This is a genomic window from Wolbachia endosymbiont (group A) of Opomyza germinationis, assembly GCF_964264765.1.
Classification (GTDB): Bacteria; Pseudomonadota; Alphaproteobacteria; order Rickettsiales; family Anaplasmataceae; genus Wolbachia; species Wolbachia pipientis.
Genome location: NZ_OZ183482.1, coordinates 987,573 through 1,003,141, shown reverse-complemented (window position 1 = coordinate 1,003,141; position 15,569 = coordinate 987,573). Strand labels below are relative to the sequence as shown.

18 protein-coding genes are annotated in these 15,569 nt (G+C 35.2%); 11 read left to right on the top strand and 7 right to left on the bottom strand.

The window, feature by feature from the left end; genetic code table 11:
• Window positions 1-36: 36 nt before the first annotated feature.
• Window positions 37-861, top strand: a complete 825-nt coding sequence (locus ACFEL3_RS04960) for a hypothetical protein (RefSeq protein ID WP_375316750.1) — start codon at window positions 37-39, stop codon at window positions 859-861.
• A 45-nt stretch (window positions 862-906) separates the two neighbouring features.
• Here the strand turns inward: ACFEL3_RS04960 and ACFEL3_RS04955 are convergent, their stop codons facing one another.
• Both ACFEL3_RS04955 and recR read right to left on the bottom strand, forming a co-directional pair.
• Entirely contained in the window at window positions 907-2,127 is a 1,221-nt protein-coding gene (locus ACFEL3_RS04955) for a P-loop NTPase fold protein (RefSeq protein ID WP_010082095.1), read from the bottom strand.
• Window positions 2,128-2,130: 3 nt separating this feature from the next.
• Entirely contained in the window at window positions 2,131-2,736 is a 606-nt protein-coding gene (recR, locus tag ACFEL3_RS04950; RefSeq protein ID WP_010963080.1) for a recombination mediator RecR, read from the bottom strand.
• 723 nt (window positions 2,737-3,459) lie between these two features.
• Between recR and ACFEL3_RS04945 the strand changes: the two genes are divergently transcribed.
• Window positions 3,460-3,570 (top strand): WPE palindromic element domain-containing protein, encoded by a 111-nt coding sequence (locus ACFEL3_RS04945; protein ID WP_080717651.1) that lies wholly within the window; start codon window positions 3,460-3,462, stop codon window positions 3,568-3,570.
• Window positions 3,571-4,169: 599 nt separating this feature from the next.
• On the opposite strand, the gene ndk is transcribed toward ACFEL3_RS04945, so the two are convergent.
• A complete protein-coding gene (ndk, locus tag ACFEL3_RS04940) occupies window positions 4,170-4,589 on the bottom strand; it encodes a nucleoside-diphosphate kinase (RefSeq protein WP_010082097.1) in 420 nt (139 codons plus the stop codon).
• A 113-nt stretch (window positions 4,590-4,702) separates the two neighbouring features.
• On the opposite strand from ndk, the gene ACFEL3_RS04935 reads away from it, so the two are divergent.
• From ACFEL3_RS04935 to ACFEL3_RS04925, 3 genes are all read left to right on the top strand, one after another.
• Entirely contained in the window at window positions 4,703-5,524 is an 822-nt protein-coding gene (locus ACFEL3_RS04935) for a hypothetical protein (RefSeq protein WP_182282735.1), read from the top strand.
• Window positions 5,525-6,472 carry a ferrochelatase gene (gene hemH / locus ACFEL3_RS04930; protein ID WP_010082099.1) on the top strand — a complete coding sequence of 316 codons (948 nt, stop codon included), beginning with the start codon at window positions 5,525-5,527 and terminating at the stop codon, window positions 6,470-6,472. It abuts the gene before it with no gap.
• A gap of 70 nt (window positions 6,473-6,542) precedes the next feature.
• Window positions 6,543-7,340: a hypothetical protein gene (locus ACFEL3_RS04925; RefSeq protein WP_208571599.1), complete on the top strand. Its 798-nt coding sequence runs from the start codon at window positions 6,543-6,545 to the stop codon at window positions 7,338-7,340.
• Between the two features lie 3 nt (window positions 7,341-7,343).
• Here the strand turns inward: ACFEL3_RS04925 and gshA are convergent, their stop codons facing one another.
• Window positions 7,344-8,504 carry a glutamate--cysteine ligase gene (gshA, locus tag ACFEL3_RS04920; RefSeq protein ID WP_010963085.1) on the bottom strand — a complete coding sequence of 387 codons (1,161 nt, stop codon included), beginning with the start codon at window positions 8,502-8,504 and terminating at the stop codon, window positions 7,344-7,346.
• A 115-nt stretch (window positions 8,505-8,619) separates the two neighbouring features.
• Between gshA and hslV the strand changes: the two genes are divergently transcribed.
• On the top strand, window positions 8,620-9,174 hold the full coding sequence (gene hslV / locus ACFEL3_RS04915; RefSeq protein ID WP_006280198.1) for an ATP-dependent protease subunit HslV: 555 nt from the start codon (window positions 8,620-8,622) through the stop codon (window positions 9,172-9,174).
• Between the two features lies 1 nt (window position 9,175).
• Entirely contained in the window at window positions 9,176-10,666 is a 1,491-nt protein-coding gene (gene hslU, locus ACFEL3_RS04910; protein ID WP_006280200.1) for an ATP-dependent protease ATPase subunit HslU, read from the top strand.
• Window positions 10,667-10,734: 68 nt separating this feature from the next.
• Here the strand turns inward: hslU and ACFEL3_RS04905 are convergent, their stop codons facing one another.
• Window positions 10,735-11,676 (bottom strand): FKBP-type peptidyl-prolyl cis-trans isomerase, encoded by a 942-nt coding sequence (locus ACFEL3_RS04905; RefSeq protein ID WP_010963087.1) that lies wholly within the window; start codon window positions 11,674-11,676, stop codon window positions 10,735-10,737.
• Window positions 11,669-12,676, bottom strand: coding sequence for a polyprenyl synthetase family protein (locus tag ACFEL3_RS06855; RefSeq protein WP_265018002.1), 1,008 nt, complete (start codon window positions 12,674-12,676; stop codon window positions 11,669-11,671). Before ACFEL3_RS06855 ends, ACFEL3_RS04905 begins: the two co-directional genes overlap by 8 nt.
• A gap of 181 nt (window positions 12,677-12,857) precedes the next feature.
• Here ACFEL3_RS06855 and acpP point away from each other — a divergent pair, with 181 nt between their 5' ends.
• From acpP to ACFEL3_RS04875, 3 genes are read left to right on the top strand one after another with little or no spacing between them, the layout of a single operon-like run.
• Window positions 12,858-13,082 carry an acyl carrier protein gene (acpP, locus tag ACFEL3_RS04885; protein WP_213863337.1) on the top strand — a complete coding sequence of 75 codons (225 nt, stop codon included), beginning with the start codon at window positions 12,858-12,860 and terminating at the stop codon, window positions 13,080-13,082.
• 13 nt (window positions 13,083-13,095) lie between these two features.
• Window positions 13,096-14,367, top strand: a complete 1,272-nt coding sequence (gene fabF / locus ACFEL3_RS04880; protein WP_010082030.1) for a beta-ketoacyl-ACP synthase II — start codon at window positions 13,096-13,098, stop codon at window positions 14,365-14,367.
• Between the two features lie 3 nt (window positions 14,368-14,370).
• Window positions 14,371-14,496, top strand: coding sequence for a hypothetical protein (locus ACFEL3_RS04875; RefSeq protein ID WP_255322260.1), 126 nt, complete (start codon window positions 14,371-14,373; stop codon window positions 14,494-14,496).
• A 40-nt stretch (window positions 14,497-14,536) separates the two neighbouring features.
• Here the strand turns inward: ACFEL3_RS04875 and ACFEL3_RS04870 are convergent, their stop codons facing one another.
• Window positions 14,537-14,761, bottom strand: a complete 225-nt coding sequence (locus ACFEL3_RS04870) for a hypothetical protein (protein WP_010082031.1) — start codon at window positions 14,759-14,761, stop codon at window positions 14,537-14,539.
• Window positions 14,762-14,999: 238 nt separating this feature from the next.
• On the opposite strand from ACFEL3_RS04870, the gene ACFEL3_RS04865 reads away from it, so the two are divergent.
• The gene (locus tag ACFEL3_RS04865) at window positions 15,000-15,443 is read left to right on the top strand and encodes a CPBP family intramembrane glutamic endopeptidase (protein WP_231115834.1); all 444 of its coding nucleotides are present in this window, start codon (window positions 15,000-15,002) and stop codon (window positions 15,441-15,443) included.
• Window positions 15,444-15,569: the final 126 nt, after the last annotated feature.

The window sequence follows — 15,569 nt, the reverse complement described above, 5'->3', positions numbered from 1 at the left end:
ATACTTTTATTAGTTAATAGGTTTAGAGGTAAAAAAATGAATACTACAGTAGAAAAAAATAATCCAAAAATTTTTCCTCAAAATGAAGGAAAGATTAACTCAAAAGGCATGGTTGCCCCACCTGTTCCTCCGAAATCTTCCCAAGCTAAATTTGCTGGAATAAAAGCAATTTTTGAGCGAAATGTACCTCATTCTCAAGCAAATGATAGTAATAAAACAGTGAGTAGCAATCTTGGAAGAACATTTGGCCCAACAATGCAAAAACTCATGGAAGACAACATTCATAGCACTCCTAACAAACAACGCCGCAATTCAGGGGATAGTGGTATCAGTGATATTAGTAGCAGCACTTCTGATGATGAGGATAGAACAATAAAAGATAAAATGATGGAAAATGTTAAGCAGGATAACCATCAAAAAGGCTTTGATTTACATAAAGTACAAGCAACTGATGAATTAGAAACCGTAAAATTTCTCAAAACGCTAAGCAAGAAAGAAAGAGAAAAACTTGGTTTTTCTCCTAAACAGCAAAATAACCAAAAGGTTGAGACTAGCAAAAAAACTTATAATCCACTTGATTGGAATCCAATCTATCAAGGTAAAAAGCTCTTTAGCTTAGGCAATATGTCGAGTAATTCGTCTTCATGTAGTGAAAAAAGCAATATTTCAGATGTAAGCGATAAGTCTAATAATTCAAACATTGTTAGATGTAATATTACTAGGAGTAACAGTAAGGAAGACCTTCGTAAACCTGATGCTTCACATAATGACAAATCTGCAGGTAAAAAATTATCTAATGTCAATGTAAGCGAATTAATCAGAAAGTTTGAACAAGGTAATGACATAGTAAAAGGGCGTTAATCAAATGTTACCCTATCTTTGTATATGTAAAGGTAGGGTATCTTTTCAAAATAGTATATCCTTTATAGCTTTGTTAATTTTTGACTCCCTCTCTGCAAAAGCAGTTTCTAGAGAGGTTTTAAGTTTTTCCCATTCTTCTTGACCATTTAGAACTAAAGATTTATATTCATTTTCAATTTTTTCCAATGCTCTTTGATATGAAAAACCTAATTCCTCATATATATCAATATTTATCGATTGCAGTATTACCAAAAATGAAAACAAATTCGGATCAGGTAATTCTTCTCTTGTGTGATTCAGAAGACACAGCTTTATTTTTTTTACGCAGTATTCTATTGTTTTTAACGATAGTGACAGGCTTTCTGCATAAAATATAAAACTATCTACAATCAAATTTTTTGACTTTTTCGGTAATTTAATATTTTCAAATAGTTCTTTTGTAAATTTTTCTATCGGTTGTTTTGGCAAATGTAAAGAGAGATCAGTAAAAGATTTTAGGTCAAAATTTGGTCCAAGTATTGTGCTGATTGCTCTTTGTACATTACTCTTATCTTTACTTACAGAAATAATGAAAACCAGCCCCTCCACATCAAGCATATACTTTATAGATTCCAAAAAATCGACAACGAATTTAGGACGGCACACATCAAGATTATCCACCATTATATAAATGTTTTTGTCTTTTCTGATTTTATTAACCACATCCGCTAACTGTGTTTTAAAATCTCTAGTACTCTCTTTTCTTCTTTGGAGAAGACTTAATTCACTCAAGACAAAACCTATGTCTTTTTTATCAGCCTCTTTTGCAGCATCAAGAAATACTGAAAGCATAGCAAGTGGAGATTTACTGATCAGCTTTCCTAGTGTGTTTAGAGAAAATAGCTCTTGGTTTATGTTCTTGAACTGTTGTATAACACTTCTTTTTACTTTATACGATACAAATAAATCTTCAAATAGGAAATTTAAAAAAGAAGGCAGTGGTTGGTCCAATGCATTGATATCCCATGCACTATAATAAGCTGCAATTTCATTTTGCTGTTTTAACTCTTTTACCCATTCTTTCAAAAAAAACGTCTTGCCCCATCCATCATATCCTTCCAAAGATATTATTGTAAAAGACTGATCAATTGTTTTAATTATAGTGTTGAATTTACCTGAAAATTGCTTATAGTTTAGGTGGTTATTTTCCCAAGCCACCACTTTAAGTGGTGGCACTATTTTTTTCTTTTTGAATGTTATTAGCGATATAAGTTTTTTTAAGCACATGTCTTATTTTATATTTAACTCATATTCTTGTCTTGAAGTAAGTGCTATCCTCAGCGTTCCTTCATCAAGATAGTCAATTTCTCCGCCCATTGGTATGCCGCAAGCAAGGCGTGATATTTTCACATCCAAATTTTTTAGCAATTCAATTATATATTGTGCAGTAACTTGGCCCTCTAATGTCGGATTAATTGCGATAATTATCTCTTCAATTTTAGACTCTGTCACTCTTTTCAGAATAGTGTCAAGGTTGAGTTCTTTTGGACCTATGCCATTTATTGCAGACAATCTGCCACCCAAAACATGGTATAAACCTGAATATATATTTCCTTTTTCAAACGCCCATAGATCACCTAATTCTTCTACTACACACAGTAACTTAGTGTCACGTTTTGGGTTAGTACAAATAGAACAAGGTGACTTAGTATCTAGATTTCCGCAAACTTCACACTCTATTATAAGATCTGCTAGCTCTTTAATCAAAGATGCAAGTGGTAGCATAACTTTTTCTTTGTTTTGGAGTAAATGTATAACTAACCTGCGTGATGATGATGGCCCTAAACTTGGCAATTTAGAGAAAGCATGAACTAGATTCTTTATGTTAACGTTCATTCAATAAATTCAGAATAGGCAGTCAAATGGTAACATCAAACCCTTTGTAAAGAAAGTGGTAAGTTTCTCTTGATCCCACTTTGATTAGCTATAGAAAAAATTTTTTACTCTAACGCAAAAAATTACTTCCGCACACTTAAAGCCTGATTATAATAGACTTCTTGCATAATCCAAACTAAGTAGAAAAAAGGTATCATCCGAGTAGCTCTCCTTTGTCATCCTAGTGCCTCCTTTTTTGTCATCCCAGTGCCCAGACACTGGGATGGCTTTGTTGCATCGCTAGCTATGATGGATTAAAGATAAAAAAGGTGGAGAATATCAGTAGCTTATTATTCTGGTATTTATAACAAGAACGGTCAGTGAATACCTAATTTTGAGTAAAAGAAATTTCACTACCACTCACTAATCCGGCTAAAATTCAAGAATTTCAATGCTTTAGCTATTTTCAATAGAATTAAATTTATTAATATAAATAACAAGTTACTATTCTTAAATTTGATCAGATTGATTGCAAAAAAAACAAGATTTTCAATAAGTTGCTTATAATCCTAATTATAGTTAGCCTTTCATAAGTAGCGATGCAACAAAGCCCACTGGGATCCAGGAATTTTATTAAGTTTGTAAGCATAAAAGTATAGCTAACGTGAGCTCTACGTCATACTGCCGCGAACCGTCATACCGCGATTCATTCGCGGTATCTCTTAGCCGCTAACACGTAGCGGGATGACGGTTGTCAGGCTAGCTGTCATCCCAGTGCCCAGACACTGGGATCCAGAAATTTTAATTGTAAGTAAGCATACTGGGTTGATAAGTATAAAAGTAGCTAGAAAATAAACATTTTTGATGAGATTATATGGAAAACTGGATGCCAGTGTCAAGCACTGGCATGACACCCTTCACGGACTTTTAAATTACTTTAGCTATAAATATTAAGAAATTTACCAAATGAAAAAAAAGGCAAAAGAAGCCCTGGGGTTATTATCCGCTTTAAAATATTGGCGTTTTTTATGTTTTAAACGCTTGACAAGAGAGATTCAGCCGCTTTTAATTGCAACTAACTTACGCTGCAAATGTTTAAGAAATTTACTAAGCAGAAAAAAAGACAAAGAATCCCCGAGTTAGCTAGTCTTTTACTATCTCTGTCGAGTATTGGCATTTTTTGATGTCTTGTAACGCTTTATAAGCGCGTTCAGCTTATTTAGATAAAAATCTAGATGTAGATGAAGTTTTGTAAAGACATGCAGTATCTATATACTGCAAAAAATTGAACATAAGACGCCGATACATTAAGTAATCCTTACCTTTTAATCTGCAGATTGGCGAAAGCAAATACAATAGCTTCAGTTTCATGATAAGGGGGCTGGCGAGGTTTGTCAAGGAAGTTTTTTCGTTTCTATGTTGTCAGCTACTTGGATGACGCCAATCTGAGTTGACTACACCAACTCACATTCAGCAAAAAAGAAAGCTATCTCCTTACGAGCATTTTCTAGACTATCTGAGCCGTGAACTCTATTTTCACTAATATCATCAGCAAAATCACCCCTGATTGTGCCTTTATCTGCCTGCTTTGGATCGGTAGCTCCCATGATTTGTCTGTATTTACTTACTGCATTTTCACCAACTAAAACTTGAACTACCACAGAACCAGAGGTCATAAACTCTACTAATTCCCCAAAAAAAGGCCTATCTTTATGAATTTCATAAAACAGCTCTGCTTGTTTTTTTGTTAGTAACATCATTTTTTGTGCTGTGATTTTCAGCCCAGATTGTTCGATGTAGGAATTTATATTGCCTGTAATATTATTTTTTACTGCATCAGGTTTTAATATCGAAAGTGTTCTCTCAATTGCCATATTATTTCCTTATATAAAATAGTATATTTATAGATTTATTTTATTGTAAATTTTGATTTGATAAAAGCAGTTTTTTATTTATAGTTAAGAATAAACCATCAAGGAGGTATTGTATGGGTGAATGTTGTAAAAATAACACTACTAAACAAGCTGAGCCTACCACTAAAAAACAAGCTAAATCTACTACTAAAAAATTAGTAAGTAACTTTAAGTCATCACTTTTTTGTGGAACAAAAGGGTTTTTGACTTTTAGTCTGGCATTTTTAAGTTATTTGGAATATAGTTCACATCATAATACAAAATTAAAAGAAGGTGCTGCCTTTGCAATGAAAAGAAACACTATTCCATTTCTTGAAATGACAATCATAGCACCGCTTGTTTGTTTTGCACTGCCAGCTATGCTAGGCAGTATGAGCCTCATGCAATGCGCACTTTTATGTGCTTCCTTAATGATTGCCACATGTTTTATTGTCAGAACTTTTCATCTGCGTGAGAAGTTAATGGAAAAAATCACTAACCATAGTAGAAAAGAAATAGACGCGGAATTTAAGAAAGATACTATAAAATTTCCTATCTTTGATCAAAATAGAAAACACACCGAGTATAATTCGCCTAACTCAGGGCGACTACTGGATGAAACAAGTAGCACCTCTCTTTTCGTTAAAGTTTTACTTTTTCCCCTCAAGGTTCTTCTGAATGTCCTGCAAAGTTGTATAATGCTATCTTTAGCTGCTGTTGAACTTCTTGAAACGGTACCAAGTCTTTTTGTCGATACATTTTTCGATTGGAACTTCACATCCACCAAGAGTAACCTGAAGAGATCAGGCCACTTATTGTATGCCAGTGTAAGAAATTTAGTGCCTATAACTAAATTTGATGAGTGTGTAGCTAATTTTATAGGCACCCCAGAAGTAACTTGTTGTAGTAGTGCGTAGGTGAAAAAGGCAGTTATCTTATTTAATCTTGGCGGGCCTGATTCACTAAATGCGGTCCGTCCTTTTTTATTCAACCTTTTTTATGACAGGAGAATAATCAATCTACCGAATCCCTTTCGGTTTCTTTTAGCAAAGTTTATATCTGCGAAACGAGAAAATACTGCACGAAAAATATACGAGGAAATTGGAGGTAAATCGCCAATTCTAGAGAATACAAAAATGCAAGCTAATGCTTCAGAACTAAAATTAAACGAAAATAGAAACCATGTACACAAGGTATTCATCTGCATGCGCTATTGGCGTCCATTTGCTGACGAAGTTATTGAAAGTGTAAAACAGTTTGATCCTGACGAAGTAATTCTGCTGCCACTGTATCCACAATATTCAACTACCACAACTCTGTCATCCATCGAGAATTGGCAAAAAAATGCTAAACGGTATGGCCTAAAATGCAATACAAAAATGATTCACCGTTATTATGATAACCAAGATTTTATTGAAGCTCACACTAATCTGATAGCTAAGTACTATAAATTGGCTAGAAAAATCGGTAAACCAAGAGTCCTATTTTCAGCCCATAGCTTACCTCTTAGTATCATTAAAAAGGGCGACCCTTACGCTTCACAGGTAGAAAGAAGCGTAGAGTTAATAGTAGAAAAGTTAGCTATCAATAACTTAGATTGGTCAATATGTTATCAGAGTAAGATTGGTCCTGTAAAATGGCTAGAGCCAAGCACTGAAAGTGAGCTATTACGCGCAAAAGCTGATGGTGTACCTGTAGTTCTATCACCTATATCTTTTGTTTCTGAGCATTCAGAAACTCTAGTTGAACTTGATATAGAATATAAAGCAATTATCAAGGATGGATATTACTTTCGTGTGCCAACTCTCAGTACCGATCCCTTGTTTATAAAATGCTTAGCCGATTTGTGCATAAATCTCCCTTAAAGTCCTGATTCATAGGGCTTTTCTTTTAGGATTTTATGTGATAGAATAACAGGAAGTTATTAACTATTTCATGCCAAACAAGCTAAAAAAGAAATCTAACATACTCGCACAAAGGGTGCATGATATTTATGATCATGATTTCAGGAAGGTAATCTGCATCACAACAGGTTTAACAGCCCTATTGTGTAAGATTTCACTGCAATTTTGCTGCGAGTTCATTGACAATAATAGATCCAATATCTTTCTTATACGGAATGTTGCTCGACTAGTAAAGTTTCCGACATCTATTCTATACATTGCCCATTCTGCATTTACTCTACAGGATCTAATTAAGGATTACAGAAACCCTGAGAGTAAAAAAGAGCTGGCAAAAATTGTGGGTAAATCGGCTAATCTTGCAAGCAGCACCATAGAAGCATTGATGATGTTGAAAGTCATCCATTTTTTGGCTAGAGGTAATGCAGATGTAACAAGTTATATTAGTTCAACATCAACGATCCTATTTTTGTTCATTTCAGAACCTATAAGCTATTATTATACATGCAAGAAATATCTGGATAATAAGGATCCTGAAAAGTCTGCTAAGTGTAAGAAGGACCTTATTATCAGCACATTAACTTTGTCGTTAGGTTTATTAAACTTCATATTAAGAAGGATAGAAACTCCAACTATACCAATAAACTTGGGTAGTGGTATAATCTATAATTTCAACTTAAGCGTAACAGTCAGCATAATATATAGTGCAGTATTTCTTGCAGTTCAACTTGATAAGTTGTTTAATCAACCTGTCAATGATGATCCTTCCACTGAACTTGATGATGTTCATAATATAAACGGTCATTCTAATGACAGCACTGTAGAGGTATAAGAATTAGGGATGAAAAGATTTTATTTCTACTGCCAACGCTAGTACTGCTAATTTGCTAACAATACTCCAAAGTGATAGAATTTTACCTTCTACAACCTGGCTAACATCATGAAACTCACAGTCAGTGGCATTCAAGCTAGAATATACATCTTTTCTGCTATTACATCGGTATAAGTAACATGTTGAAGTATCTCCTATATAGTATATTAGCGGTTCTGCAGAACTGCTTTTAAACATGTCAATGGTTGGTACACCTTCTTGTATAATAACGCTATTGATTGCTATTCCTTCTTTTATCTTTTTCATTTTATGACGCTTTTTTTTATTGAGGTTTAATATTTCCTCTCCACTTGTTGCTGTTATAATGCCCATCCCATATGTGCCATTGCTTGCTTTGATAAAAACGTAAGGTTGTGTTTTTATTTTATATTCTTCGTATTTTTTTTGCACTAGAGATAATATTTGGTCAACTTTAGTTGCTACTGCTCCTAGTGACAAATCATCATCAAAATCAACTCCATCACAGCTCTCTGTAAGCACAGAAATTAGCCATGGGTCTATTTTAAATTTGCCACAAAACTCAGATGCTAATTCTTGATAGATTTCAAAATACTTAAATTTCTGCCTGCTATGCCAACCGTATAGTGGGCTTGGTACTATATCTTGCTTTACGTCTTTCAGCGTGTCTGGAATGTGGCTCGTCATATCACGGTTCAGTATAATAACATCAGGCACAAATCCTGAAGTTGTCTTTAGCAGAGAGTTTTCTTTCACAACAGTTTCATACTGTTCTATTAAATTGTATACTTCATTATATAAAAGGCCAATTCTAGTCTCAAAACCTGCGAGTTGTAGTATTTTCTCTATAACAAATACGTTTTCTATATACATTTTATTGCGTGTATAATTTTCCGGTATTATAAGAACCTTTTTGTATTGATGTCTTTTAAAATAGCTTTTTATCAATCTTGCTGCCATCGTTCTTGATTCTTCACTTAAGTTATTGAACCCCGCAGGAAATAAATTAGCGTCTACTGGAACGATTTTATAGCCAGAGTTTCTAAGATCTATAGAGCTATAAAATGGCGATGTAAGGCCATTAAATTTTGCTTCGAACCAATTATTTATACTTTTTTCCAAATCTGGGTGAATTATGTTTTGCATCTGCACTTTAAATGTTATAAGGAAGGTATTATATTATAAGCTATAGTTGAACATATTTAGTAAATTTGACTAAAGATTAAAGTATAATGAGATTCTTATTTAAAGTGATAGAAAAATGATTCAACACGATAACAATAAAATGTATGGCACTACTATATTATCAATTAGAAAAGATAAAAGTGTAGTAGTAATAGGTGACGGACAAGTTTCACTGGGCCACACTGTTATAAAATCTGGAGCAAAAAAAGTTAGGCGTCTTTCTGGTGATTCCGTAATTGCTGGATTTGCCGGGGCAACAGCCGACGCATTTACTCTTTTTGAAAGATTAGAATCTAAACTTGACAAGCACCCAGGGCAATTAATGAGAGCATGTGTTGAACTTGCAAAAGACTGGAGAATGGATAAATATCTGAGGAAATTAGAAGCTATGATGATCGTTGCAGATAAATCTATTTCATTAGTAATTACGGGAACAGGTGATGTTCTTGAACCTGAAGATGGAGTCGCAGCTATTGGCTCTGGGGGAAATTTTGCTCTATCTGCAGCAAGAGCTTTAATTGACATTAAAGGAATATCAATAGAGGAAATTGCGAAAAAGGCTATGAAGATAGCTGGCGATATATGTGTTTATACAAATCATAATGTAGTTATTGAAAAGATAGAGGAGTGATATGTCTTCCAAGCAAAAAACTTTATGCACCAATTTTTCCAATCAGCCCATAACCCTTTCAGAAGGGCGGTCTTGTAGTAGTGACACCTACGATGAAAAAGATAACCTCTATAAAGATACTAAGAGTGGTTTTGATTCAAATGACAGCGATGTTCAAGTTAATGACAGCACTCAAGTTTTGTTAGATGACCTGCCACCACAGAAGATAGTTAAAGAATTGGACAGATTCATAATCGGACAGGATGATGCAAAGCGTGCTGTTGCTATTGCGCTCAGAAATCGTTGGCGTCGCAATCAGGTTCCATTTCCATTGCGTGATGAAATCATACCTAAGAATATATTGATGATCGGTCATACAGGGGTTGGTAAAACTGAAATAGCTCGTCGCTTAGCAAAACTTGCCGGTGCACCGTTCATAAAAATTGAGGCAACGAAGTTTACTGAAATAGGGTACGTTGGACGTGACGTTGATTCGATAATACGCGATTTAGTTGATGCAGCAATAGTTTTAGTTAAAGAGAAAGCCCGTAAAGCCTTAGCTAAAAAGGCTTTAATTTTAGCTGAGAAAACAATAGTAAACTCTATGGTAGGCGAAAATGCAACCGAAGAGAGTAAAAAAATTTTTAGAGAAAGGTTGAGGAATAAAGAGTTTGAGGACGGAGAAGTTTCTATTAACGTCAGAGAGAGCAAGAGTATGTTACCTACTTTCGATATACCAGGCATGCCAGGTGGGCAAGTTGGTGTGATGAATGTAACAGAAATAATGGGCAAGATGTTTAACGGGAGCAAAAAAACAAAAACTATTACGGTGAAGGTAAAAGAAGCGCGTGAAATATTAATTAATGAAGAAAGTGAAAGGCTAATGGATGAAGATAAGATAATCAAAGAAGCCATTGATCTTGTTAGTAATGACGGTATAGTATTTTTGGATGAAATAGACAAAATTGCAGCGCGTACAGAAGTAAAAGGTGAAGTAAACAGAGAAGGAGTGCAACGCGATCTGTTACCATTACTTGAAGGAACAACTGTTACAACTAAGTATGGCCATGTAAAAACAGACTATATATTATTTATTGCATCTGGTGCTTTTCATCAGTCTAAACCATCTGACCTCTTACCGGAATTGCAGGGCAGATTACCGATCAGGGTAGAACTTAAGGCACTTACTCAAGAGGATTTAATAAGAATATTAAAGGAACCAGAATCTAGTTTGTTAAAGCAGTACATAGCTTTAATGAAAACAGAAAATGTGACACTTGAGTTCACTGATGATGGTATAAAAACCATAGCTGAAATAGCGTTTACAGTTAATAGGCAAGTGGAAAATATAGGCGCAAGAAGGCTTCACACTGTCATGGAGAAGCTTTTAGATGAAATAAGTTTCATTGCTTCTGAGAAAAATAGCGAAAAATTCATTATAGACAGCAAGTATGTAAAAGATAAACTTGAGTCAATTTCGAAGCAGCTTGATTTATCTAAGTTTATACTTTAGGAAAAACGAAAAGCCTACTTTAAGTAGTATAGAGAGTGTTCAGAAGATTAGCCAGTAGACCTAAAATTTCAGCTATATTCTTTAGGCTGTTTTTCAACAGTAGAATGGTGTGCTGCGACCTCTTGCTTAACATCTAAGCTTAAGTCAATTATTGAGATATTTTCTTCATCATAATCTATGTCTTTTATTAACATATCGTCAGTAATAGTCAAAAGGTCAGGCGGAGAAAGAATAGTTCTTTTATTACCAGCTCTCATTCCCACAACTCCAAGCTCTATAGCAAGTGGTATTTTTTTATCGCCAACCCTAAATTGCACTGTTTGATCTTTGACTATATATTCCCCATTATGCTCCTTTACGCTATATTTAACCGATATCTCATCACCGCACCTTACTTGTTTTCCAGTCTTGTTAATTAAGTCATTAAAAACCATCAGATTATTTACTGAGTCGGGATATTTATCCTTTACTTCGATCAGTTTGACGTAATAAGAATTAAAATTCATTTTGTTCTCATTGGCAATAGTAACTACACGCTCTCCGCCTTCTTTCATACCTATTACCCCTAAACTCACTTCTTTTAGGTCATCTTGACCTATTTTCAAAGTAACATCAGAAACTTTGCTAGGGAGTGTTGCTGAGTTATTATTAGAAATTTTATATATTTGCAATAGGACTTCCAGGCCACAAAAAGCCTTGCTGCCACTGCCTTCAGTAATTTCATAAAAATTTATTGAATCTTCTTCCTTTTGCTGCGTTATTTCTTCTAAATATTCTGTCAGCCCATGCTTTTCAATATAGCGGTCAAGTGCTGATTCAAGTATTGGCTTCACTAGGTAATGTGCTATCGTCTGTATCAAACCACCATGCGTGGCATTTATCTCATAAAGCTTGTCCTTTTTTTCCGGTTTACCTTTGTTTATATAGACAATAGTAAACACAAAAGCAGAAGTTAAAGTGAGAATCATTACTACGGAAATAAGCATTTGTAATATAATTTTTCTAACCATCTTTCTTTACTTGATTCAATAAATCATATAAATAATTAGTATCCCCTGAAAGCGCACTCAAATTATCCAAGCCTTGTTTAAAGAGGCCGTCTATATAGTCCTCTACTTCACTTTTACCAAGCACAGACATAAGATTATTTGTTTTATCTTGTTCGTAGTCTTCAATATCATCCTTAGCTTGAAAGATAAGCCCTAGATTTATTCCATAGTTATATAACGCTTTACGTTGCTTGTCTGTAGCACCCCCTATTATAGCACCTATTTCACATGAAGCTGCAAATAGTTTTGCGGTTTTCATCAAATGAATTTCTTTTATTTTATCAGCTTGGCCCGACGTCATTCCAGCGTCATACATACAGCCGTACGAATGTTGTAGTTTTAAGGTAGAAAGGGTGTCATGCAAGTAGCTGACACTGGAATCCATTTCATGTTCAGCTCCACTATCGCATGGCTTTTTGCACGAAATGCTTGTAGGCAAAGCCTTCTGGATCCCAGTGTCCGCTACTTGAATGACAGAGGGTTGGGGGCTAAAATCTATATGCTCACTGTTAATATCTAAAGCCTGTCCTCCCACCATTCCCCTAATTCCTATTGCCTGAGAAAGAACTTTTATGATCTCACAGCGTTTCTCATTTAACGAAGATAATACCTCAAAAGCCAGAGTAAGTAGTGCATCTCCGGCAAGCACTGCTGTTGCTTCATCAAATTTTTTATGGCAGCTTAGCTGGCTTCTGCGAGTATCACTGTTGTCCATGCACGGTAAATCATCGTGAATTAGAGAGTAAGCATGAACAAATTCAATTGCTGCAGCAACTGATATTACTTTTTTAGCTTCCGCGTTAAACACTCGCGATGAAGCTAAGACTAAAAAGGAGCGTATATGTTTTGCAGGAGCAAGGAGTATATAACGCATAGCTGATATAAGCTTATTCTCGCTATTTTCGGGTAAGAGTTTATTTACTTCTACAATAAGCAAATTTTTTGTTGTTTCGTCTAGCATTTTTGAATTGTTAATTGTTTAGCACGTAACGCTAGCCAGCTAGGGCAGTAGAAAACTTTACTGTAGTTTACCAGTTATAAAAGATATTGCAAACATAAAAATTTTTTATAACATCAAAGAATAGGTTATTTTTTTGGTAAGAAATGTGAATAGCGAACTAGCAAAGAGCACTAGAGAAGACATAGAAGAAAAAGTGAAAAAGATTATACTAGAGCATATTAGTAAGGATGTAGAGAAATTCAACAGCTCTTCAAAGCTTTCGGAGCATGGTACAGACAGCTTAGATGCAGTTGAAATCATCATGGCAGCAGAAGAAGAGTTTGGAATAGAAATTCCAGATGAAGACGCACAAAAAATGGAAACTATGGAGCAAATAGTTGAGTACATTAATAATAAAAAAGGCTAATAGTTAGTGTTAAATGAGCAGAAGAGTAGTAGTCACTGGTGTTGGTTTAATCACTCCACTAGCGGCAGATGTTGACAACACTTGGTCAAGGCTAATAAAAAGTGAGTCTGGCATAAAAGCAATCAATACGGATAGATTTGACTCTTCTGATCTTGCTTGCAAAATTGCAGGGCAGGTGCCGTTGCAATCAGACAACATTGAGCACCATTTCAATCCACTAGATTATATTTCTGAGAAAGACTCAAAAAGGACAGATCGTTTTATCCATTACGGTATTGCAGCAGCTATTCAGGCAGTAGATGATTCATTAATTTTGGAAAGCCAAAATATCAATCGGGAACGTGTTGGTGTGACTATTGGCTCTGGTATAGGTGGTCTTCCGTCAATTCAGGAAAATGTTATTACCATGCAGGAAAAAGGGCCCAGACGTGTCAGTCCATTTTTTGTCCCTGCAAGTCTAATAAATTTGATATCTGGCCATATTTCTATTAAATACGAATTTACAGGTCCAAACGATTCAGCAGTAACCGCATGTGCAACAGGTGCGCATGCAATCATAAACTCAGCAAGAACTATAAAACTTGGTGAAGCGGATGTTATGATTGCAGGTGGAGCAGAAAGTGCACTGTGTAGAGTTGGAATTGCAGGTTTTGCATCTATGAAGGCGTTATCAACTAAATTTAACGATAAACCGGAAGAAGCTTCAAGGCCATGGGATGAAGAACGCGATGGTTTTGTTATGGGTGAAGGAGCAGGTATATTGGTGCTGGAGGAATACGAACATGCGAAAAAAAGGGGGGCAAAAATACATGCTGAACTGGTTGGGTACGGACTCACAGGAGATGCGCACCACATTACAGCACCACATCCAGAAGGAAGAGGCGCATTTAAGGCAATGCAGCTTGCTTTAAAGAGCGCACAAATTAATCCCAATCAAGTAGGGTATATCAATGCACATGGAACTTCAACGCCACTTGGAGATAAAATTGAAGTAATAGCAATGAAACAGTTATTCGGTGACTACGTTTATAAAATACCTGTTTCTTCAACTAAATCTTCTATAGGACATTTACTTGGTGCTGCAGGGAGCGTTGAAGCAATATTCAGTATTCTTGCGTTAAATAATGGAATTATTCCGCCAACCTTAAATTTACACAAGCCTTCAGAAGGATGTGATTTAAATTTTGTACCGTTTAAAGCTCAGGAGCATAAAATTCAATATGCACTTTCTAATTCGTTTGGTTTTGGTGGCACTAATGCATCGCTCATATTTGGACAAGTTTAGTTGATGTCACCCCAGTGTCTTCCTCTTGTCATTCCAGTACCCTCCTCTTGTCATGCAAGCAGCTCTCCTACTGTCATCCCAGCACGTGACACTGGGATGACAAACGGTTGTGAAAGGGAATACATATAAAAATTAAACTATCAATAGCAATTCAAAAAGAAAAAATATTCTATTCATCCCTGAAGAAGTATTTTATTGACAATTTATGAATAAAGATCAATAATGCAGAAAAGGAATTGATGGGCGTATGCATGAATTTAACCACTATTAATTGTACATTATTTGTTGTAATTACATATTTTTTGACGTGCATTATAGCTTGGTGCTTACCTTTCAAAGACATAACATTATTAACAACATTTGTTCCGGCTTCAGTTGCAATTTTGCTAACCATTTATAATAAACAGAAGGTAAGGGATCTTTTTAAACTTAGTTCGCCAAAAAACTGTCTATTAGGGTTTATACTTATTCTGGTAAGTATGCTAATTTCCAATGGTCTTTTGTCAATTTATTGCGGTTTTTCATTTTTCCGAGAGTCTTTTACGTTAGACCGTGTAAAGGATTTGAGTGCAGTTTTGAGTCCATTAGTGATGTTATTTGTTTTATTATCAACCTTTGTGATGTGGATCATTATGTCTCTTGGTGAAGAGATCGGTTGGCGTGGCTATCTTTTGAAAAATCTTAAAAGCAAAATATCAAATTTTTATATCAGAGCAATTATTGTCGGTATTATTTGGTCAGTATGGCACATACCAACTTATGTGGTTGCTGGCTCAGCTTTGTGGAAGGATGGCTTTACATTCCCGACTATTTGTGCTTATACCCTTTATATTTGTGCAATGTCTATAATGTTTACCTGGTTGTTTGAAAAAGACAACTCGATTTGGCCAGTAACTATTGCTCATGCAACAAATAATCTTGTGTATAGTGTTTTGAGCATTCTAATGCCGTCTCCTCCTCTGTCAACTTTCGATGCAGTAATTCGCCTTACATTAGGAGCAGCTGGTTATTTCATTGTTGCAATTGGTGTTATTTGGTTTGATAAAGCTCGAGAGCGTCATTTGAGTAATTCATAGTATAAAATTTCGGGGGCAATTCGCATCAGGTGTCATGCAGGTAGCATGACACTGGGATGATGAGGAAGAAAAAGCAAATTTTGCCTTTTACGGTCAATCTATTATACTTAGTAAGACTTCAATAAA